Here is a 20868-nt window from a genome sequence, read left to right as displayed (position 1 = left end):
TATGATGCAACATCATGGACAATGTCATGGAAATTGTCATGGAAGTATGATGCAACCGATGAATCAAATGCAACCGATGAACCAGATGCAACCAACAAATATGATACAGCCAATCGTTTGCCCGACGCAGTATCGTTGTCACGACCAATTTATTCCTCGTGAAGTACCTGTTATTCATCCAATCGTGAACGTGAATCGTCAAAATACGGTGATTGTACCACGCCATTTCTATACGGAAACGACACGGAATGTACCAGGTCAAACACTTCCAGCGCAGCCAGGTTTCGGTCCGCAAATGGGTGGATACGGCCCGCAGTTTGGTCAATCCGGACCTGGATTTGGACCTCCAGGCCGTAGACCGAGGTTCTAAAACGTACTTATGGTAGAATAAAACTATCATAAGTATAGTTTAAGGGTGAATTTATTGAGAGCTTTCAAATTAATAATTCCCGTTATGCTCATCGTTGGTGTATACGGTTGGATGAAACTGGAGAAGAGTTATTCAGACGTTCCAGAAACATCTCGTATCCTTATAACGATTGGTGCAGTCATTTTGAGTGGGATCATTTCATTTTTCCTTTTCCCGAAAAATGAAAGCAAAAAATAATAAAAAGAGATCGATGGCGATTATGCTATCGATCTCTTTTTTTACTCCTTATTTAATTTACGTTAACGAATAATTTAAAATGGTTGACACATTATGGGTTATCTTTTAATCTAAAGAAGATAACGTAAAAGCAGGAGGGCATGACATGACAACAGCTATAGTAAAAACGAAAAGTAGAATGAGTCCATTAAGTCTTGTCTATAGCGCGATGTTTGCCTCGCTCATGATGATTGGAGCAAACATTACAGCATTCGCACCGTTTCTGGTCGTTGGTGGCGTACCGATTACACTACAAACGTTTTTCGCGATTCTAGCGGGATTATTTCTAGGAAGCCGGTTAGGTGCAATTTCGATGACCGTTTACATGTTTATCGGGCTAGTGGGTGCGCCCGTATTCGCAAAGTTTAGCGGTGGTTTTGGCTCAATCATCAGTCCGAATTTCGGATTTGTCGTTTCATTCATCTTAACTGCATATATTGCCGGGAAAATTGTAGAGAAAAATGGCAAGTTACATGGTTATATTATTGCGGCACTCGTTGCGATGGTAGCAAATTATTTGATTGGTACGAATTGGATGTACTTTGCTTATAAAATGTGGGCAGCTGCTCCGGATGCATTCAGCTATAAAGTTGCATGGATTTGGATGTTACCACCACTTCCAAAAGACATCATCCTAGCCGTACTTGCGGGAATCTTTGGACATCGAATGCATAAAGTATTGAAAGTGAGGCGCTAAATATGACGAAGTATGACAACTTGGCAGGACAAGTACTGACCGGCTATACGTTGACGGACGACGAGGCGCTCTCCATTTTGGACAGCCCTGATGAGGATTTACTGCCATTACTTCATGCGTCGTACACGATCCGTAAACACTATTATGGAAATAAAGTAAAACTCAATATGATCATGAACACAAAATCGGGTTTATGTCCGGAAAATTGCGGGTACTGCGCACAATCAATCATATCAACAGCCCCAATCGAAAAGTATTCTATGATGAAACGTGAAGAAATTGTTGCAGGAGCAGAACGGGCAGTGGAGTTGAATGCAGGAACGTATTGCATCGTTGCAAGTGGCCGTGGTCCTGTGAATCGTGAACTCGAAATCGTCATCGATTCTGTAAAAGCCATCAAGTCGAAGCATGAACATATGACTGTTTGTGCCTGTCTTGGACTTTTGAAGCCGGACCAAGCGAAACGATTGAAGGAAGCGGGCGTCGATCGATACAATCACAACATCAACACATCGGCTGCCCATCATGAAAGCATCACGACATCGCATACATACGATGACCGTGTGAATACGGTTGAACTTGCGAAAAAGGCAGGCATTTCACCATGCTCGGGCGTTATTATTGGGATGCGCGAAACGATGGAAGACGTCGTCGCAATGGCGAGAAGTCTTTATGCGATGGATGCGGATTCGATTCCCGTGAACTTTCTGCATGCGGTGGATGGGACACCGCTTGGCGGAACGGACGAATTGACGCCGCGTTATTGCTTGAAAGTGCTTTGCTTGTTCAGATTCATCAATCCGACCAAGGAAATTAGGATTTCCGGTGGTCGTGAAGTGAACTTGCGTAGCCTCCAACCGTTCGGCTTATATCCCGCAAATTCGATTTTCATCGGAGATTATTTGACGACATCTGGCCAGGAAACCGATCGTGACCGTCAGATGTTAGAAGATCTAGGTTTCGAGATTGACCTTGCACCTTTAGAAAAAGAACCCGTTTCCGTATGAATGAAAAAAGGGACTACCCAGCAAGAATGGGAAGTCCATTTTTTATTTTTCAAAAAAACGAAACGATTTGACGGTATATCCGTATAATAAGATAGCAAAAAAATCTTCAAAACAGAAAAGAGTGTTTCGGATGATCAACCTAATTATTTTTTCAATCATCGTTGGGCTAGTAGCCAGTGTGATTATTGTCCCGTTCACAACCGGGGATAAAGAAGCGAAATTGTCGTTTAACCGATGGGCGGCGATAGCAACTACTGCAGTCGTGTTCGCGATTATGATATTCGGATTTTATTATGTAACCAATATGGACCGGAACTGGACTTCGTTATGGGTTCTCCTACTTATTGTTACGCTTTTAGGCGTGCTTGTATCAGGAGGGAAAGACCGTAATGTCAAGATGATTTTATTCCTGGGGGCACTCATCATCGGGGCATACGTCCTTAGTGCACCGCTATTCAACGCCAACAAAAAATACAAGGTGGTCGAAATGGACCAGCAAGTGGAAATCAAAGCGTTTGATGAAACAAAAACACCTGCAAGTGTAGCTCCGAAATTTGTGCGCAATAAGATGAAGAAGGCTTTCGGACAAGTACCAGATACGAGTTATTACGAACTTGGCAATTTACAGATTCAAAAAGTAGACGGCAAATTCGTTTATATCGCGCCGGTTGAGTTCTCTGGATTCTTCAAATGGTTTAACGGAAAAACAACACCGGGTTATTTCACAATGAGTGCAACCGATTCGTCGGATAACCCCAAATTCGTGAAGACAGAAATGGCTTATACGCCATCATCGTTTTTCCATAAACAAGTGGAGCGTCATATGCGTATGGAAATGCCGAACCTTATTTTCTACGGTGATGTCCAACTTGAAATCGACGATGAGGGAAAACCTCATTATATTCGGTCATACGGGAACTTCATCACCGCGCGTAACGGTTTTGATGTAAAAGGGATTGTAATGGTCAATCCAGAAACAGGCGCAGTGGAGAAATATGCACTTGCGGATGTGCCTGAATTCATCGACGGAGCCGTTTCTCCTGAAGCGGTTAGCCTTCAAAACAGTTATTTCGGTAACTATATTCACGGTTTTTGGAATTCAGTTGTCGGGAAAAGAGATGTGAAATTACCATCCGATGAAGGAACGGAATCGAATGTCAGTCCGATCTTCGACGAAAACGGACATATGTATTACTTTACTGACTTCACTAGTCCGAAAGAAGGCGTTGACTCGATGCTCGGCTATGCACTGACGGATGGTCGAACAGGGGAAGCAACGTATTACACAGGCAATCTGGAAGAGTCCTATATGGATTCGCAAGGGGCGCTTCAAATTATTGAAAAGAAATTCATCGAAAAGAAATGGTCCGGAGAAATGCCGGTACTCTATAATTTCTACGGTGAAGCAAGTTGGCTGACACCGGTGCTCGATTCAAATGGATTCCTGCAAAATTACTTCATTGTATCCGCTGCGAATCCGGAAATATCGGTATACGGGAACTCCCCGAATGATGCACTGAAATTATACAAAACCGCATTGCAACGTGGCGGAAGTACAGTTGAGGGTAGTTCGAGTGCAGAAGAGGCGAAGGCGGCTGTGACTGTCAAACGTGTATTCAAAGAACGCGTGGGCGACTTTACACTAGTCTCAATTCTCGCCGAAGATGGGCGAAGCTACATCGTTTCAACAGAAGTTGTGCCGCTTGCTGTGTATGTACAGGAAGGCGATAAATTGGCCATGACCTATTTAGAAACGGGGGAACTGTTCCTGCCAGTGAAAGACTTGACAAATATCACAATAGAATAGAAAACAGTAAAAAGCACATGTCCAAATCGGCATGTGCTTTTTATCTATTTGAAAAATAGCACAATCCACCCTATTGCTAAACGAGCAAGCACCTATCCAAGACTGTCAATTCATCAGGAGGCATCCCCTCATTCCAACTGATTGAAACAGGATGTTCTGGATCAACATAAAAAGAATGCGTATAGATTTTCTGGAACTTGTTTGTTACTTGGACTGTATCTAGCGATTTGGGTGTTGCATTTGGAAAGAGGCCCGTTTTATAGATGGACTCTTTCCTTGTCCACAGCTCATAAAACAAACATTTCCGATCTATTTCAGGCCTTTGATGTATCATTTTTATTTCCGCTTGTGACATGATATAGGCCATGACCTCTTCATTTAGCTCACCAATCTTTTCAATATCAATGCCTACACAGCCCTTTTCAGCAAACGCAACAACGAGCCAATCCCCGGAATGAGAAAGATTAAAATCCCCATTCCAACTGTCACTTCCAATCAGATAGGGACGCCCTGCCTTATTACGAGCAAATTGGACAGGCTGCTGTTCATCCGTAAATCTTCGAATCGTCCATCTTACAACGAGGTTTCCGAGCAAATGCCGCTGGCGATCTTTCCAATGTTTATACTTCATTAACCTGATACAATCCTCATCTGGAAGGTTTAATATGAATGCATCCCATTCTAGTTGTGATAATTGTTGCCCGATCTTAAGTGCGAATAGGCGCAATCCACTTTTACACATCACAACCCCTGCCATTATCTAACTGTCCCAAGCTTCGGTTCCGGAAAATACCCTGTCTTCATTCCGTATTCAATCAATGTACGGATAAAAGTTGGGCTCGGTTCTGCGCATTTGACGTCTGTATCTTTTAGAAACTCCTGTGTTTTACTACTATTGAATATAAACGCTGAATCACTCGCCCCATCCCCTTCAAGCTGGGCGATCGCTAATGATAAAAATTCCTGCGCTTCTTCTGTATGGTCTCCGTTCAACAACCAGTTTTCATACTGATCCGCCTCTACAGTTTCCAACTCAAAGCCGAGTTCCTTCACTTCTTCAATAAAAGCAGCATACGTCAGTGGTACAGGGTTACACAAATGAAATATATGTCCACTTGATTTTGGCTGGCACGCTAATGCAACAAGAGCCTCGCTTGCATAATTGATGGGCGTAAAATCAATATGCCAATTTGCTTGCGGTGTTTTCCCTAAACAAAGCATTGATTTAATCATCCGATAAAAAGCATTATCATCCATATTACGCTGAAATTTGCCTGTTTCGGAATGACATGTCAAATTACCGACCCGGTAAATGGAAACAGGGAGGTCCTGGGCTGCTTTCCTTACAATGTTCTCAGCCTCGAGCTTACTTTGGTTATAGACATTTTCTAGCGTAACATCATAATCAAAGTCGCCATGGACTTGGTCATACTCCCATTGACTTGAGGCCAGTTCCTCAGGGATGCCGATGGTTGAGATATGGTGAAAATGCATCCCTTCTTTACTTTTGGCAAGTTCAAGTAAGTGCCTAGTTCCTTCGATGTTTACATTGTGAAAATGATCAGCATCTCCAAAATGCCTAACATCTGCACCACAATGAATAATTGCATCTAGATACTCCGTTAGTTTGCTCCGATTGGTACGAGATAAATTAAGTCCTGGTCCACTTAAATCACCCTGAACTGCAGTTACCCGCCCGTTAATCATCTCAGTAATATGTTCTCCGAAATAAAATTGCATACTCTCTATCAATTTTTCATCTATCGATGAATCAGAGTTTTGCCTAATCAGACAGTACACATGTGCATTTGTTCGAATCAAAAGTTCATATAAAACATGACTTCCTAAATAGCCTGTAGCCCCAGTTAAAAGAACGGCATTCATCGGTAAAGGCTTTACTGGTTGAATGACAGGAAGAGCACCCGGCTCCATTAAATTCTTAAGTACAAAATCAGTTGTTCGATTAGTCGTTTTTGGGTTCTCCGGTTTATGGTTGCGTATACATATATCTAATTCTGCAATTGTTTGATGCTGAAAAAAGTCTTGTATTTTTAAAAATGGCCAATGCTTTTTTACTTGAACAAGGATTTCAAGTACTTTTAATGAATGACCGCCAATATGAAAGAAATTATCGTGAATGCCAACACGCTCAACCCCGAGTGTTTTTTTCCATGAGTGAGCTAACACTTGTTGTATTTCATTTTCCGGAGCATCATAGTGAGTCGTTTTAGACAATCCAATATCAATAGAGGCTAATTGTTTTCGATCAATTTTACCTGTTGGAGACAATGGCATTTCTTCCACTTCTATAAAGCGTTCAGGCACCATATATTCTGGGAGATTACTGGCGAGATATTCTCTGATTTTCGCTTGTTCTACCTGGGTATCTCTGCCCACTGTGTAATAGGCAAATAAGCTGTTATTGCTATCTTCCATCTTTTTTGCAAGAATCACCGCTTCCAGAACATCAGGTGCGTGACTTAACACAGCTTCAATTTCCCCTATTTCAATCCGAAACCCTCTTACTTTTACCTGCGAATCTTTACGACCGACAAATTCAATCACACCGCTCGGCAATAAACGGGCTAAATCGCCTGTTCGGTACATCGTCTTTCCAGGCGTCACTGAGAATAAATGAGGAACAAACGCTTCTGCCGTTTGTTCCGGCTGATTTAAATAACCAGCAGTTAATCCAGCACCCGCAATACACAATTCTCCCGGTACATTTATTGGGCAAAGCTGATCATCCTTATTCACAATATATATTTCATAATTTGCGATCGGTTTCCCGATTGGAATACTTGATTGACTTTCTGTTACATAATCTTTCACCTTGTAATACGAAGATAAGACAGTACATTCTGTCGGACCATACACATTCACAATTTCTGTGCCCGTTCCGAACTTTTCTTGCCATTTTTTCACCATGGAATACATAAGTGCTTCACCGCCGACAGAGAGGTATCTAAGCGTTGTCAATCCATCAAGCTGATCTACAGGAAGGTGGATAGCAAGCTGATTAAAGAAAGCATTTGGCACCGTGGCAGCTGTAACTCTTTCCCGTTTGATTGCATTGGCAAACGCCTCAATTGATAATCGCTCGATGCTTGTTAACATATGTAACCTAGCGCCGGAAAAGAAAGCGGTGAACGTTTCAGTCACAGACGGATCGAAACTATACGAGATGAATTGAGAATAGACATCTTGCTCAGTTGACTGATAGATTCTTTGATTATCCGTAATTAAGTTAATGACAGAGTTATGCCTAATCAGCGTTCCTTTAGGTTTTCCCGATGAGCCTGAAGTATAAATAATATACGCTATATCGGAAGGATTTAAATCCATGTTCATATTCTCTTTCGAAAACGCTTCGTCTATTTGGTCTAGTTGAAACACTGTTTGAGCATGGTCATCGCTATTCAGCAAATCTGCAAGCAAATGAGTATGTTTATATTTTGTCAATATGAACATTGCATTTGTATCATCCAATAAGTAGCGGCAACGTTCTTTCGGATAGCTAGGATCGATTGGTACATAGACGCCTCCCGCCTTGAGGATTCCTAGTACACTTATGACCGTATCCTTGCTACGCTCCATGACAATCGCGACATACTCACCTTTTTTCATTCCATTAGAAATCAACATATGAGCAATTTGATTTGATCGTTCATTTAGTTGACGATAAGTCATCTGACCTTCATCAGAAGACAAAGCGATATTGTCAGCAAACAATGCTGCGGATTGGTAAAAAACTTCTGGTATTGTTTTCTCTGTTTCATAAGGAGCCTTTGTCTGATTTAATGCCTGATATAATATCTTTTCCTCATCCGTTAATAGTTGAATACGCTCAAAAGGTAGTGGGAGATTTTCATACATGAGTGTTTCTATTGTTTTTTCATGACGTAGTGTAACTGAAGTTACTTCTGTTTTTAAGGACAATCATTTCATCTCCTGTTTTATTGAGGAATAAATATTCAATGGAAACAAATCATTTTCATTGAATATTTGAATGTTAGGCTTTCACGTTAAATTTATTTACAACTGTCAATAACTCACCTGATAGCTCATTCAATAATTGTGCTTCGTCCGAAATTTGATTCACGGCATTTACATGTAAACCTGAAGCTTCTGCTACCGCTCTCGTATTATCTCTTGAATCTCTTGAAAATACCTCCATTTGTTTGACAGAATCCGTTACTTCTTCAGACCCAGCAGCCATCTCTTCAATTGTTGCGGACAAATCTTGAATCTGAACAGTAACTTGATGGATCGAAGATAATATTTGGCCAAAGGATTTTTCTGAATCATTTATGACTAATAATCCATTATCTGCTTCCTCTACCGCGTGAATGAGTACCTTTACAGATTCACGTGTATCATGCTGGATATGGGAAATAAGCGTGGATATTTGTCTTGCCGACTTTTCAGACTGTTCAGCAAGCTTACGAACCTCGTCCGCTACTACCGCAAAACCACTTCCTGCTTCTCCTGCACGGGCAGCCTCAATGGCGGCATTTAGTGCGAGTAAATTCGTTTGGGTAGCAATCCCTGTAATAATACCGATAATTTCTTCAATTTTCCCTGAGCGATCACCCAGCAATTTTACTAGCGTTGCCGATTGGTGGACTGCTTTACTGATTGCATTCATCTGTGCTACAGACTTATTGGTAGAATCATTGCCTCTTTCCGCTTCTTCTGAGGCACTTATCGAGAATTCTGTAATCTGATTTGCCGTCATCGCAATCCGCTGAATACCAATACTCATTTCTTCAATAACTTTTGAGCTTTGATTTGCCTTTTCGGCTTGTAAATCTGCACCGCTGGCAATTTCCTGCATGGATGCAACCACGCGATTAGTAGAATCCGTCGTTTTCTGCATATTGACAGATAAAACATGAGCTGTATTTGAAACACGAGAAGAAACGGTTGTTGCACTCTTAATAACTGAACGTAAGTTCTCAACCATTATGTTGAAGTTGTTGGTAAGAATGCCGATTTCATCATTTGATTTAATAGGCAAAGCCTCAAGTTCCAGATCACCTTCTGCTACTTTTTTAGACAGCTCAGAAAGTTCCTGTATTGGCGTAAGCTTTTTCGTTAATAATAAAAAAATCACAATAGAAGAACCAATTAAGAATAAAACTGTAACCACGAGGATCGAGATACTTTCCGACATCGCTTTTGCTGTTACCATCGATACATCGTAATCAATCGCATAAACGGCAAGAATTGATCCGTCATCGGCTAATAATGGGGATAATCCTGTTTTAAAGTTGCCATGTTCATCGTTATATATATCAGTCGCAGTTCCTTGTTTCGTTTCAAACACTTCTTTAATTCTTGCTAGGTAGTCTGGGGAAATGCCCATTCCAATCATATCCTGGTTATATACCACACCAGAATCCAAAATACTTGATGAAAGTACAGGTGCATGAATGCTGTCCCCGTCCAATGTAATTAGGTATAAATTGATAATTGCGTGTGATTGTTCATTGATTATATCCATTTCTTTCGTCAATTGAAGTGCATCTGGATTATCAGCGCTCGGTCGTTTTAATACCGATGTTAAGATATCTTGATTAATTGTTTGTGACAGAATCATCCCTGTGTCATGAAGCGATTGATTCATACTCTTTAAATTACTATCTTTCACCATGTAATATGAAAGACCCATAGTCACCAATCCAAATAACAATAAAATACTTACCATGACAACTGTCAATTTCGTACTGAACGATAAATTCTGTTTCTTACTTCTTTCCATGCTGGTCCCCCTAATGTTTCTTCTAATACACTTTTAACCAAAAAAAGGCAAACCAATGACAAGGTTGCCCAAATGTAATTAAAAATAGTTCGATTTGTTGGCAACTGGCTGGCATCATGTAGCAATACATCTTAGCCCCTTTAGTTTTGTGTCACCACTTTTCAGTGGTTTTACCTTTATTTAGTTGTAAGAATGGATTACTTTCCTGCCAATCTAATATACCTATAGAGACGATAACTCGCAACAGTGATTGTGAATTCTGTTAATTCAGGGTTTTTAAAAAACACTTAAATAACCAATATTTAAGCTCATGTGAAAAGTGGGAGTACTTATTACCAATAGTGTGGTGCGTAGACACCTGCATAATTAACGAACACGAGATGCGGATCTTCCTAGGCCCTGTTTTTGTAAGAGATAAGAAATTATAAGTTTTCGTAACTGACTAGACTTGGACTGCTTGATATATGGGGACAGAAGTAGATCGTCTCTACTTATCTTGAAATGACTAAATAACATTCAATTAGACCGATACTAATTGAGCATAGTGCATATCGATTGCAGAACGGGCAAAATGTCATGTACAATTAAGTCAAAGATAGTCAAAGTCAATGGCTTATCCTGGTATGAAAGAGGTGAGGGTATGCGCAACATTTCTGACATAATAGAAGGTTATTTGAAGGCGATAATTGAAAAGAAACAGAACGGCACAATTGAAATCAAACGGAACGAAGTCGCGGAAAAATTCCAATGTGTCCCGTCTCAAATCAATTATGTCATTAAGACACGCTTTACAGTAGAACGTGGTTATGCAGTTGAATCGAAACGTGGGGGTGGAGGCTACATCCGTATATTTCGCGTGCAAACCAATTCATGTAAAGAATTAATTGAACATATTCTGGAAGGCATTCAACAAGGGGTTTCTTATACAATGGCCGAGGACGTTGTCTACAGATTGATTGAAGAAGAAGTTATTTCAGATCGTGAATCAAAATTAATACTTGCGGCAGTCGACCGAACGACGATCCATCAACCGCTTCCGGAACGAGATATAATTCGGGCGCGTATTTTACAAGCGATGCTGCTAACGCTCATTTATGAGCAAATGTAGTAAATCCAATCCAATTGATAAGAGGTGGCATACGATGAATTGCGAAAACTGTAACAAGCAGCCTGCTACTGTCATTATTACACAGGAAAGTGTGGGTGAGACTGCTGAACGTCATCTATGTGAAAAATGCGCTTTTCAAACGCAAACATTTCATTTTGACTTAAATCAGGAACCGCTGTCTATTCAGCAATTTCTTTCTCATTGGTTCGGTGGCGCCGATCCATTCTTTACGCAACAACAAACACGGGAAAATCCCTTGCAAGGGCCTGAGTGCCCATCATGTGGGTTGACGTTCCAAAAGTTTCTTGATATTGGAAAGTTTGGCTGTGCTGCGTGTTACGAAGCATTCCGCGATAAACTACCCCATGTTTTAAGGAAGCTTCACAATGGGCATTCTATTCACGTGGGAAAAATTCCTGTGTCGTTCAATGAATTATACGCAGTCAAAAAGAAAATTGAAGAAATCCGCATAAAGATGAAAGATGCAGTAGAAGCCGAACGTTTTGAGGAAGCGGCAGCTTTGCGTGATGAAGTGAATATACTGAAGCAAAGCATTGCCCATGGAGGTGAAGAGAGTCATGTCGATTGAAAAATTCATGCGTAATGCAGTGACGGGCTGGATGGCTTCCCACGGGGAACATTCAGACATTGTTATGTCGACGCGCATCAGGCTGGCTCGTAACTTGACAGGCTATCATTTTCCTATTGTCTTCACTGAAAAAGAGGCGATGGCAATCGATCGTGCAGTTTCAGGAGTTCTACTAGATTCAGGTCAAAACGGGTATTCCTATCTAAAGATGTCTGACATGCCTGTACTTGAACGTCAAGTCTTCGTGGAAAAACATCTAATTAGTCCGCAACTGACGGAGCCGGATCGTCATGGCGCAGTCATCTTATCTGAAGATGAGATGGTAAGCGTTATGGTAAACGAGGAAGACCATATTCGCATTCAATGTATCTATCCGGGTCTTCAGTTCGAAGAGGCCTATAAACAGGCCAATTTGGTTGATGATTATCTTGAAAAAAGCCTTCCCTATGCATTCGATGAGGATTTTGGTTATTTGACAAGCTGCCCATCGAATACAGGAACCGGAATGCGTGCATCGGTCATGATGCATTTACCAGCACTTGCGATTACAAAGCAAATCGATCGGATTATTCCCGCTATTTCAAGACTCGGTATGGTTGTCCGAGGAAGTTATGGTGAAGGAAGTGAAGCATCAGGTAATGTTTTTCAAGTGTCAAATCAGACAACGCTCGGTAAAACGGAAAAAGAGATTCTCGTCGATCTTGGGAATATTACGGCCCGTCTAATCGGCCACGAACGGAAATCGCGTGAAGTGTTGCTTGCGAAGTCCAGGATTGTACTTGAGAATCGAATTTTTCGGTCGCTTGGTACGATTGTCTACGCCAGATTATTACCATCAGGCGAGGCGGCACGTTGCCTATCAGACGTCCGCCTTGGTATCGACCTTGGGATCATCAAAGATATTGATATGTCAATCTTAAATGAGTTGATGATTTTCATGCAACCAGGATTCTTGCAACAATTTGCCGGTACAGAATTATCAGAGGAAGAGCGGGATATTTTCCGGGCAAAGCTGTTCCGTGAACGACTTGATGTCGAGACAGCATCTTCTTCAACAGAAAAAGAAACAGAGGAATGAGCATGTATTTTGCACGTCAACCTTCTTTTCAGTATACTTAAGTCAAAGATGGTCAAAGTCAATTCTTTGAATAAAGGAGTTCCTGTCATTTTGGTGGAATATATATGAACAGGTAACCTTTTCCATATGTTTAGAATGAGAAATCCAACGAGGTATTGAACAAGTTTCACATTACAGGAATTGATTATATAGATAGAGGGAGAGGACTGAATATGATGTTTAATCGATTTACACAGCGTGCACAAAAAGTGTTGCAACTCGCCCAAGAAGAGGCGATTCGGATGAAACACGAGTCAATTGGTACAGAGCATATCCTGCTGGGACTTATACGTGAAGGTGGAGGTATCGCCGCAAAAGCGCTTGAAGCGATAGATGTTAGTTTTGAGACAATTGAACAAGGTGTCGAGAAGCTGGTAGGTGCGGGAACAAAAGAAGTCGGTCCAATCGTTCATTATACGCCTCGTGCCAAAAAGGTGATTGAGTTATCGGTGGATGAGTCACGAAAACTCGGTCATTCTTATATCGGTACAGAGCATATCTTGTTAGCGCTTATCCGTGAAGGTGAAGGTGTCGCAGCGCGTGTATTGAATAACGCAGGTGTTAGCCTCAACAAAGCCCGTCAACAAGTACTACAGCTTCTAGGTAGCAATGACAGTTCCGTTGGGGGGCAAGGCGGCACAGCTTCTGCCTCGACTCCGACTTTGGATAGTTTAGCGCGTGATTTGACTGAAATCGCACGCGAAGGCTCCTTGGATCCAGTAATTGGACGGAGCAAGGAAATCACGCGTGTTATCGAAGTGCTTGCACGGCGGACGAAAAACAATCCAGTCCTCATTGGAGAGCCTGGTGTTGGTAAAACAGCCATCGCTGAAGGTCTCGCACAACAAGTTGTTAACAATGAGGTGCCGGAAATTCTTCGCGACAAGCGAGTCATGACACTCGATATGGGAACGGTCGTCGCGGGTACGAAATACCGTGGTGAATTTGAAGATCGCATGAAAAAAGTAATGGAAGAGATCCGTCAAGCGGGCAATATTATTCTTTTCATTGATGAACTCCATACGTTAATCGGAGCAGGCGGAGCAGAAGGGGCAATCGATGCATCCAACATCCTGAAGCCATCCCTTGCGCGTGGTGAACTACAATGTATCGGTGCAACAACGCTTGACGAATACCGTAAATACATTGAAAAAGATGCGGCACTTGAACGCAGGTTCCAACCGATTCAAGTTGATGAGCCAACTGTTGATGAGACAATCCAGATAATCCAAGGTTTGCGTGACCGTTATGAAGCGCATCATCGTGTGAAAATTACTGACGAAGCTATAGTGGCAGCTGCGAAGATGTCGGATCGGTATATTTCTGATCGATTCCTTCCGGATAAAGCAATTGACTTAATCGATGAAGCGGGGTCGAAAGTGCGACTTCGTTCATACACAACTCCTCCGAATTTGAAAGAACTCGAATCGAAACTGGGAGCAATCCGTTCCGAGAAAAACGCTGCTGTTCAGAGTCAAGAATTCGAAAAAGCTGCCTCGTTCCGTGACAAGGAACAAAAGATGAAAGAGGAGCTTGAGACAACAAAAACGGCATGGAAAGAAAAGCAGGGGCAAACAGAGTCCGAAGTAACGGTCAATGATATTGCGGAAGTCGTGGCGATGTGGACAGGAATACCTGTATCTAAAATTGCTGAAACAGAATCTGCAAAACTGCTTAATATGGAAGAAATGTTGCATGAACGGGTTATTGGTCAAGGAGAAGCTGTCACGGCTATTTCCCGGGCAATACGTCGGGCGCGCGCAGGTCTTAAAGATCCGAAACGTCCAATTGGTTCATTTATTTTCCTTGGTCCTACAGGGGTTGGGAAAACGGAATTAGCGCGAGCACTTGCGGAAGTGATGTTCGGAGACGAAGATGCAATGATTCGCGTCGATATGTCCGAGTACATGGAAAAACATTCGACGTCGCGACTTGTCGGATCCCCACCAGGATATGTAGGGTATGACGAAGGCGGGCAATTGACGGAAAAAGTACGTCGTAAACCCTATTCAGTCGTTCTTCTCGATGAAATAGAAAAAGCGCATCCAGATGTATTTAATATACTTCTTCAAGTATTGGAAGACGGAAGATTGACGGATTCAAAAGGACGTACGGTAGATTTCCGGAATACGGTTATCATCATGACATCAAACGTCGGGGCTCAAACGTTGAAACAAAATCGTTATGTCGGTTTCAATTTGCAAGATACGGATCGCGATTACGAAACAATGAAATCGTCGATGCTTGAGGAATTGAAAAAGGCGTTTAGACCAGAATTCTTGAACCGTGTAGATGAAATGATTGTGTTCCACTCACTTGAAAAAGAACATTTAAATGAAATTGTTACACTTATGGTGAATGAATTAGCAAAACGGCTTAAAGAGCAAGAAATCGACCTTACATTAACAGATGCAGCTAAGATGAAAATCGTGGATGAAGGATATAATCCGGAATACGGTGCTCGTCCACTGCGCCGTGCACTTCAGAAACATGTCGAAGACAGGTTGTCTGAAGAAATCCTGAAAGGGATTATTTTGACAGGCGTTACTGTAATTATCGATGTGAAAGATGGTGAATTCACCGTTACAACAAGCAAAGAAACCGAAGTAGAAGAAATAATAAAAAAATAAAATGTGAATTAGATAGTCGCTCCGTTGGATAATTTTTCGACGGAGGGGGACTGTCTTTTTCGCCCGTGGAGGGCTCTATGGCAAAAAGAAAGACGAAATTTATGTGTAAATCATGTGGCTACGAATCTCCTAAGTGGATGGGGCGTTGCCCAGGTTGCGGAGAGTGGAACACGATGGATGAGGAAGTTGAAATCGTCCGAAAAGGTCCGCGAGCTGCATTCCAACATACGGATAATGTCCGGCAGAAGGCGATGCCAATCAGTGCCATTGAAACAGTGGAGGAGCCGAGGATTGGTACAGATATGGGTGAGCTAAACCGAGTACTGGGCGGTGGTATCGTCCCGGGGTCCCTTGTTTTAATTGGTGGTGACCCAGGAATCGGAAAGTCAACACTCCTTCTTCAAGTATCTTCACTTCTTGCGAATAAAGGGCAACGCGTTCTCTATATTTCGGGTGAGGAGTCGATTCGTCAAACAAAACTACGTGCGGAAAGACTAGGCGTCGCATCGGACGAACTATATATTTATGCTGAAACAGACCTGGGCCAAATCCATGAAACGATTGCTGATGTTAAGCCTAAATTTGTCATCGTTGACTCTATACAGACAGTCCATCATCCTGAAGTGACGTCTGCACCGGGTAGTGTGACGCAAGTGCGTGAGTGTACAGCTGAACTAATGCGTATCGCAAAAACGCAGAATATCGCAATCTTCCTTGTCGGTCATGTAACTAAGGACGGACAGATTGCTGGGCCGCGATTGCTTGAGCATATGGTGGATACTGTTCTTTATTTTGAAGGGGAACGACATCATACGTACCGGATATTACGCAGTGTAAAAAACAGATTTGGCTCAACGAACGAGATTGCTATTTTTGAAATGTTGCAATCAGGCTTGAAAGAAGTACTCAATCCATCCGAGCTTTTTCTACGGGAAAGATCTCAAGGTGGGGCCGGTTCGACTGTTGTTGCTTCGATGGAAGGAACACGTCCGATTCTTGTTGAAATTCAAGCACTTGTCACACCATCGAGTTTTAACTATCCAAAGCGAATGGCGACAGGGCTTGATCAAAATCGTGTCTCGCTTCTAATGGCTGTGCTTGAGAAACGGATGGGCATGTTGTTGCAAGCGCAGGATGCGTATATTAAAGTCGCAGGTGGCGTTAAGCTCGATGAGCCAGCTATCGATTTAGCTGTACTCATGAGCATTGTCTCCAGCTACCGTGATACTGCGGTAGGGTTGTCTGACTGTTTCATCGGCGAAGTGGGGCTAACGGGTGAAGTACGCCGTGTCTCGCGAATTGAACAACGTGTGATTGAAGCCGCGAAACTTGGTTTCGAACGTGCAATTGTCCCGGCGTCAAATCTTGGCGGATGGGATTATCCAGAAGGAATTCGGGTTGTAGGTGTAGAAACAGTAAGTGATGCTTTGAAAATTGCTTTTTCAAACTAAGGAGCGGGTTAGGACTGCCTTGCTTATGGGCATCTTGTGTTGGCTTAAGGAACTTCATGAGATGTTATAAAGTCCTAATAAGGTAGGAATAAGTTACGTTTAATCTACGTTAATCAATATGGTTTGCAGTTGAAACATGTATAATCACAACTAAAAGGAGGTGGTTCGTATGTTGAAGAAGGTCGTTCAAGTTTCATTTTTACTCACTGGTGGGACACTCGGTGTTTTATTTTTACCGCATTTATTCACATTATTTTCTTTTACTGATAAGCCGATGATTAATAATCCTTACGTCTCTGCGATTTTTGGGGCGGTGATACTTCTTCTTTTTAGCCTTTTTCTCACTGAACCGATTGTCAATTTTATTAAATGGATGGAAGAGCGTCTACTGAAAGCACCAATTTTCGATTTGCTGTTTGGGACAATCGGTCTCATTGTCGGGTTAAGTGTGGCATTCCTTGTCAGTTACGGTTTAAGTGGTATCCAGATTCCTGGCATTGCTGCCATTGTATCTGTGTTGCCGATTCTTCTGTCGATTCTCCTTGGCTATCTTGGTTTTCAAGTTGGGTTCAAAAAACGTGAAGAATTCATCAACGCGGTGTACTCCGCAAAAAGCACGGGGCAAAAAAAGAAGGGAGTAGAAGATTCTGCTAGCCAAACGGATGATAGATTTTACAAAATATTAGATACAAGTGTCATCATTGATGGCCGAATTGCAGATATTTCAGCAACTGGTTTTCTCGAAGGTATACTTGTTGTGCCACAGTTCGTCTTGACGGAATTACAACATATAGCGGACTCTGCGGATACGTTGAAGCGGACAAAAGGTAGGCGGGGGCTGGATGTCCTAAAGCGTATGCAAACAGATGTCGGTCCAAATATCCTGATAACAGATGAAGATTTTCCTGATGTCCAGGAAGTTGATATGAAGCTGGTCCATCTTGCGAAAAGCATGGGGGGACTCGTTGTTACAAATGATTTTAATTTGAACAAAGTCGCAGATCTACATGGTGTATTCGTATTGAATATCAACGACCTTGCCAATGCAGTGAAGCCAGTTGTTATCCCAGGTGAAGATATGTACGTCGTTGTCATTAAGGATGGTAAAGAGCATAATCAAGGCGTTGCTTATTTAGACGATGGAACGATGATTGTTGTAGAAGATGGAAAGTTCCATATCGGGAATGCTATTGATGTCGTTGTGACGAGTGTATTACAGACATCTGCCGGAAGAATGATTTTTGCAAAACCGAAAAATGGGAAATCTGCGAGAGCGAACTGAGAATGATGAACGCTTATAAAGAAGAGGAAGAATAATTTTGGATTATACAGTTATGATGCCGGCAGCTGGAAGCGGAAAGCGGATGGGTGCCGGCTACAATAAACTTTTTTTGGAACTTGAGGAGAAGCCGATCCTTATCCATACACTGGATATGTTCGAAAAGGATCCAGCGTGTGTGGGGATGATTCTCGCTGTGAAACCAGAAGAGCGTGTGCAGATTGAATCGATGCTTGAACGGTTTGCGATTACAAAAGTGAGGGCTTTGGTCGATGGCGGTACGGAACGACAATATAGTGTTAAGATGTGTATCAAAGCGCACGAAGCAAGTGGTATCGTCCTCGTCCATGACGCGGCGAGACCTTTCATCCACCATCTAGTTGTCCGAGAACTTGTCGAAGTGGCGGCGGAGCACGGAGCAGCAATTGCTGGGGTCAAGGCAAAAGATACGATGAAATACGTCCAAGCAGGCATTGTCGAGGGGACAGTGGACCGAGAAAAGTTATGGATTATCCAAACGCCACAAGCATTTCAATTTGACTTGTTGCAAAAGGCGTCCGACAAAGCGGAGGCGGAAGGCTTTCTAGGTACGGATGAATCGATGCTAGTTGAACGGCTTGGCCATCCGGTACGAATCGTTGAAAGTACGTATGACAATGTGAAGATTACGACACAGGAAGATCTTGTCTTTGGAGAGGTTTTACTAAGAAGAAGGCGATAGGAGCATTAGGATGATACGAATTGGGCAAGGGTTTGATGTGCACGAGTTTGAGGAAGGGCGTCCTCTTATTATCGGAGGTGTAACGATTCCGTACGAAAAGGGGTTGATAGGCCATTCCGATGCAGACGTACTTCTACATACAGTCACCGATGCCGCGCTTGGTGCAATTGGTGAAGGGGATATTGGTCTGCATTTTCCTGATACGGACGCCGCGTTCAAGGATGCTGATTCTGCAATTTTATTGGAAAAAGTTTGGGCGCTTGTAGAAGAAAAAGGCTTTAAACTTGGAAATATAGACTGCACAATTATTGCGCAAAAGCCGAAAATGGCCCCCTTCATTGAAGAAATCCGCGCGCGTGTGGCAGAACTGTTGAAAGCGGATGCGACACAAGTGAATGTTAAGGCGACAACGACAGAGAAATTGGGCTTTACTGGCCGGGAAGAGGGGATTGCTTCAATGGCGACCATCTTACTGGTTAAGGCTTAACCTCTTTCAAACAATACAATCCAGTGGTAAACTGACACAGTAAACAAATCAGAACGGAGATGTATCTATATGACTTCAGAAGTACGCGTACGCTATGCGCCAAGTCCGACTGGCCATTTACATATCGGAGGAGCACGGACGGCGCTTTTCAATTATCTATACGCTCGAAACCACGGCGGAAAATTCATCGTACGAATTGAGGACACAGACACAGAACGGAATATCGAGGCCGGCGAATTATCACAGCTTGATAATCTGAAATGGTTAGGTATCGATTACGATGAGTCAGTTGATATCGGTGGACCATACGCTCCTTATCGTCAGACAGAGCGTTTAGACATGTATGCGAAATACGCCGAAGAGATGCTAGCTAGTGGTCATGCCTATAAATGTTTCTGTTCAACGGAAGAACTTGAAGCTGAGCGTGAAAAACAAAAAGCAGCTGGGATTGCAGCGCCAATGTACGTTGGAACTTGCCGTAATCTGACGGCTGAAGATGTTGCGGAAAAAGAGGCGACGGGCCTGCCGTATACAATCCGCATGAGAGTACCAGAAGGCGTTACGTATAAAGTGGAAGACCTTGTTCGCGGCGCCGTATCATTTGAAGCGAAAGACATCGGTGACTGGGTACTTGTCAAAGCGAATGGCATCCCTACTTATAATTTTGCCGTTGTTATCGATGATCACTCCATGAAGATTTCCCATGTATTCCGTGGGGAAGAACATTTGACGAATACACCGAAGCAACTCATGATTTTCGATGTCTTCAGTTGGGAATATCCCAAATTCGGTCATATGACGCTTATTGTCAATGAAGATCGGAAAAAGCTTTCAAAACGGGACGAATCGATTATCCAGTTCATCTCACAATATAAAGACCTCGGTTATTTACCAGATGCGATGTTCAATTTCTTCGCACTTCTTGGCTGGTCGCCAGGTGGGGAAGAAGAAATCTTCACACATGAAGAACTCGTCAAATCATTCGACGTAAGCCGTTTATCCAAATCGCCATCGATGTTCGATAAACAGAAATTGACATGGACGAATAACCAATATGTGAAAAAGATGAGTCTCGATGAGGTCATTGATTTCGCACTGCCGCATCTTCAAAAAGCGGGTCTTATCAATAAAGAGATGACTGAGTCGGAAAGTGCGTGGGTTCATGACTTAATCGCTCTTTACCAGGATCAGCTTAGTTATGGAGCGGAGATTGTTGAGTTATCTGCCCAATTCTTTACGGATGCAATTGAATATGATGAAGAATCCCATGCTGTGCTAGCTGGAGAACAAGTACCAGAAGTAATGGCTTCATTCAAAGAACAATTGGAGACATTAGAAACATTCGATGCAGCTTCCATCAAAGACGCGATTAAAGCGGTTCAGAAAGCAACGGGCCATAAAGGGAAAAACTTGTTCATGCCGATCCGCGTTGTTACGACAGGCCAGATGCATGGCCCTGAGTTACAGGCGGCAATTGCTTTAATTGGTAAGGAGAAATCAGTTGAGCGCGTGGCGAAATACGCAAAATAATAAAGGGCGTTGACTTTTGTCAATGAACATGTAAA

At 42.5% G+C, this 20868-nt stretch carries 17 protein-coding genes and 1 riboswitch; of the genes, 14 read left to right on the top strand and 3 right to left on the bottom strand.

Features of this window, described 5'->3' with window-relative positions:
* Nucleotide 1: 1 nt before the first annotated feature.
* The 5 genes from H4683_RS01160 (at nucleotide 2) to H4683_RS01140 (ending at nucleotide 4157) form a co-directional block, all read left to right on the top strand.
* Nucleotides 2-370 (top strand): hypothetical protein, encoded by a 369-nt coding sequence (locus tag H4683_RS01160; RefSeq protein ID WP_192596978.1) that lies wholly within the window; start codon nucleotides 2-4, stop codon nucleotides 368-370.
* Nucleotides 371-424: 54 nt separating this feature from the next.
* On the top strand, nucleotides 425-607 hold the full coding sequence (locus H4683_RS01155; protein WP_225941803.1) for a histidine kinase: 183 nt from the start codon (nucleotides 425-427) through the stop codon (nucleotides 605-607).
* A gap of 145 nt (nucleotides 608-752) precedes the next feature.
* Entirely contained in the window at nucleotides 753-1343 is a 591-nt protein-coding gene (locus H4683_RS01150; protein WP_192596977.1) for a biotin transporter BioY, read from the top strand.
* Between the two features lie 2 nt (nucleotides 1344-1345).
* The gene (gene bioB / locus H4683_RS01145) at nucleotides 1346-2350 is read left to right on the top strand and encodes a biotin synthase BioB (protein WP_192596976.1); all 1005 of its coding nucleotides are present in this window, start codon (nucleotides 1346-1348) and stop codon (nucleotides 2348-2350) included.
* A 130-nt stretch (nucleotides 2351-2480) separates the two neighbouring features.
* Entirely contained in the window at nucleotides 2481-4157 is a 1677-nt protein-coding gene (locus H4683_RS01140; protein WP_192596975.1) for a hypothetical protein, read from the top strand.
* Between the two features lie 76 nt (nucleotides 4158-4233).
* Here H4683_RS01140 and H4683_RS01135 read toward each other — a convergent pair whose 3' ends face one another.
* From H4683_RS01135 to H4683_RS01125, 3 genes are all read right to left on the bottom strand, one after another.
* Complete coding sequence (locus H4683_RS01135) at nucleotides 4234-4899, bottom strand: 4'-phosphopantetheinyl transferase family protein (RefSeq protein WP_192596974.1); 666 nt, start codon at nucleotides 4897-4899, stop codon at nucleotides 4234-4236.
* 14 nt (nucleotides 4900-4913) lie between these two features.
* Nucleotides 4914-8096, bottom strand: a complete 3183-nt coding sequence (locus H4683_RS01130) for a non-ribosomal peptide synthetase family protein (RefSeq protein ID WP_225941802.1) — start codon at nucleotides 8094-8096, stop codon at nucleotides 4914-4916.
* A 73-nt stretch (nucleotides 8097-8169) separates the two neighbouring features.
* Nucleotides 8170-9921 (bottom strand): methyl-accepting chemotaxis protein, encoded by a 1752-nt coding sequence (locus H4683_RS01125; RefSeq protein WP_192596973.1) that lies wholly within the window; start codon nucleotides 9919-9921, stop codon nucleotides 8170-8172.
* Between the two features lie 96 nt (nucleotides 9922-10017).
* Nucleotides 10018-10106: riboswitch (cyclic di-GMP riboswitch) on the bottom strand.
* A 455-nt stretch (nucleotides 10107-10561) separates the two neighbouring features.
* On the opposite strand from H4683_RS01125, the gene H4683_RS01120 reads away from it, so the two are divergent.
* The 9 genes from H4683_RS01120 (at nucleotide 10562) to gltX (ending at nucleotide 20833) form a co-directional block, all read left to right on the top strand.
* A complete protein-coding gene (locus tag H4683_RS01120) occupies nucleotides 10562-11029 on the top strand; it encodes a CtsR family transcriptional regulator (protein WP_192596972.1) in 468 nt (155 codons plus the stop codon).
* A 34-nt stretch (nucleotides 11030-11063) separates the two neighbouring features.
* Nucleotides 11064-11618 (top strand): UvrB/UvrC motif-containing protein, encoded by a 555-nt coding sequence (locus tag H4683_RS01115; protein ID WP_192596971.1) that lies wholly within the window; start codon nucleotides 11064-11066, stop codon nucleotides 11616-11618.
* Nucleotides 11608-12696, top strand: coding sequence for a protein-arginine kinase McsB (locus tag H4683_RS01110; RefSeq protein WP_192596970.1), 1089 nt, complete (start codon nucleotides 11608-11610; stop codon nucleotides 12694-12696). The genes H4683_RS01115 and H4683_RS01110 overlap by 11 nt, the downstream gene beginning before the upstream one ends.
* A 212-nt stretch (nucleotides 12697-12908) precedes the next feature.
* Entirely contained in the window at nucleotides 12909-15365 is a 2457-nt protein-coding gene (locus H4683_RS01105) for an ATP-dependent Clp protease ATP-binding subunit (protein WP_225941801.1), read from the top strand.
* 77 nt (nucleotides 15366-15442) lie between these two features.
* A complete protein-coding gene (gene radA, locus H4683_RS01100; RefSeq protein WP_192596969.1) occupies nucleotides 15443-16816 on the top strand; it encodes a DNA repair protein RadA in 1374 nt (457 codons plus the stop codon).
* Nucleotides 16817-16985: 169 nt separating this feature from the next.
* Nucleotides 16986-18098 carry a PIN/TRAM domain-containing protein gene (locus H4683_RS01095; RefSeq protein WP_192596968.1) on the top strand — a complete coding sequence of 371 codons (1113 nt, stop codon included), beginning with the start codon at nucleotides 16986-16988 and terminating at the stop codon, nucleotides 18096-18098.
* Nucleotides 18099-18135: 37 nt separating this feature from the next.
* On the top strand, nucleotides 18136-18816 hold the full coding sequence (gene ispD, locus H4683_RS01090) for a 2-C-methyl-D-erythritol 4-phosphate cytidylyltransferase (protein WP_192596967.1): 681 nt from the start codon (nucleotides 18136-18138) through the stop codon (nucleotides 18814-18816).
* A gap of 10 nt (nucleotides 18817-18826) precedes the next feature.
* On the top strand, nucleotides 18827-19303 hold the full coding sequence (gene ispF / locus H4683_RS01085; protein WP_192596966.1) for a 2-C-methyl-D-erythritol 2,4-cyclodiphosphate synthase: 477 nt from the start codon (nucleotides 18827-18829) through the stop codon (nucleotides 19301-19303).
* 69 nt (nucleotides 19304-19372) lie between these two features.
* On the top strand, nucleotides 19373-20833 hold the full coding sequence (gene gltX, locus H4683_RS01080; RefSeq protein ID WP_192596965.1) for a glutamate--tRNA ligase: 1461 nt from the start codon (nucleotides 19373-19375) through the stop codon (nucleotides 20831-20833).
* Nucleotides 20834-20868 lie beyond the last annotated feature (35 nt).

The sequence above is a fragment of the Sporosarcina limicola genome (genome assembly GCF_014873855.1).
GTDB classification, from domain to species: domain Bacteria; phylum Bacillota; class Bacilli; order Bacillales_A; family Planococcaceae; genus Sporosarcina; species Sporosarcina limicola.
Note: the sequence above shows the minus strand (reverse complement) of the source record. Positions and strands in the feature narration are given on the sequence as shown.

Bases quoted from the DNA above. Each gene is read 5' to 3' on its own strand.
- H4683_RS01110 (WP_192596970.1), top strand. From the start codon at position 11,608: ATGTCGATTGAAAAATTCATGCGTAATGCAGTGACGGGCTGGATGGCT.
- H4683_RS01150 (WP_192596977.1), top strand. From the start codon at position 753: ATGACAACAGCTATAGTAAAAACGAAAAGTAGAATGAGTCCATTAAGT.
- ispF (WP_192596966.1), top strand. From the start codon at position 18,827: ATGATACGAATTGGGCAAGGGTTTGATGTGCACGAGTTTGAGGAAGGG.
- H4683_RS01140 (WP_192596975.1), top strand. From the start codon at position 2,481: ATGATCAACCTAATTATTTTTTCAATCATCGTTGGGCTAGTAGCCAGT.
- gltX (WP_192596965.1), top strand. From the start codon at position 19,373: ATGACTTCAGAAGTACGCGTACGCTATGCGCCAAGTCCGACTGGCCAT.
- H4683_RS01160 (WP_192596978.1), top strand. From the start codon at position 2: ATGATGCAACATCATGGACAATGTCATGGAAATTGTCATGGAAGTATG.
- bioB (WP_192596976.1), top strand. From the start codon at position 1,346: ATGACGAAGTATGACAACTTGGCAGGACAAGTACTGACCGGCTATACG.
- radA (WP_192596969.1), top strand. From the start codon at position 15,443: ATGGCAAAAAGAAAGACGAAATTTATGTGTAAATCATGTGGCTACGAA.
- H4683_RS01115 (WP_192596971.1), top strand. From the start codon at position 11,064: ATGAATTGCGAAAACTGTAACAAGCAGCCTGCTACTGTCATTATTACA.
- H4683_RS01095 (WP_192596968.1), top strand. From the start codon at position 16,986: ATGTTGAAGAAGGTCGTTCAAGTTTCATTTTTACTCACTGGTGGGACA.
- H4683_RS01120 (WP_192596972.1), top strand. From the start codon at position 10,562: ATGCGCAACATTTCTGACATAATAGAAGGTTATTTGAAGGCGATAATT.
- H4683_RS01125 (WP_192596973.1), bottom strand. From the start codon at position 9,921: ATGGAAAGAAGTAAGAAACAGAATTTATCGTTCAGTACGAAATTGACA.
- H4683_RS01105 (WP_225941801.1), top strand. From the start codon at position 12,909: ATGATGTTTAATCGATTTACACAGCGTGCACAAAAAGTGTTGCAACTC.
- H4683_RS01135 (WP_192596974.1), bottom strand. From the start codon at position 4,899: ATGTGTAAAAGTGGATTGCGCCTATTCGCACTTAAGATCGGGCAACAA.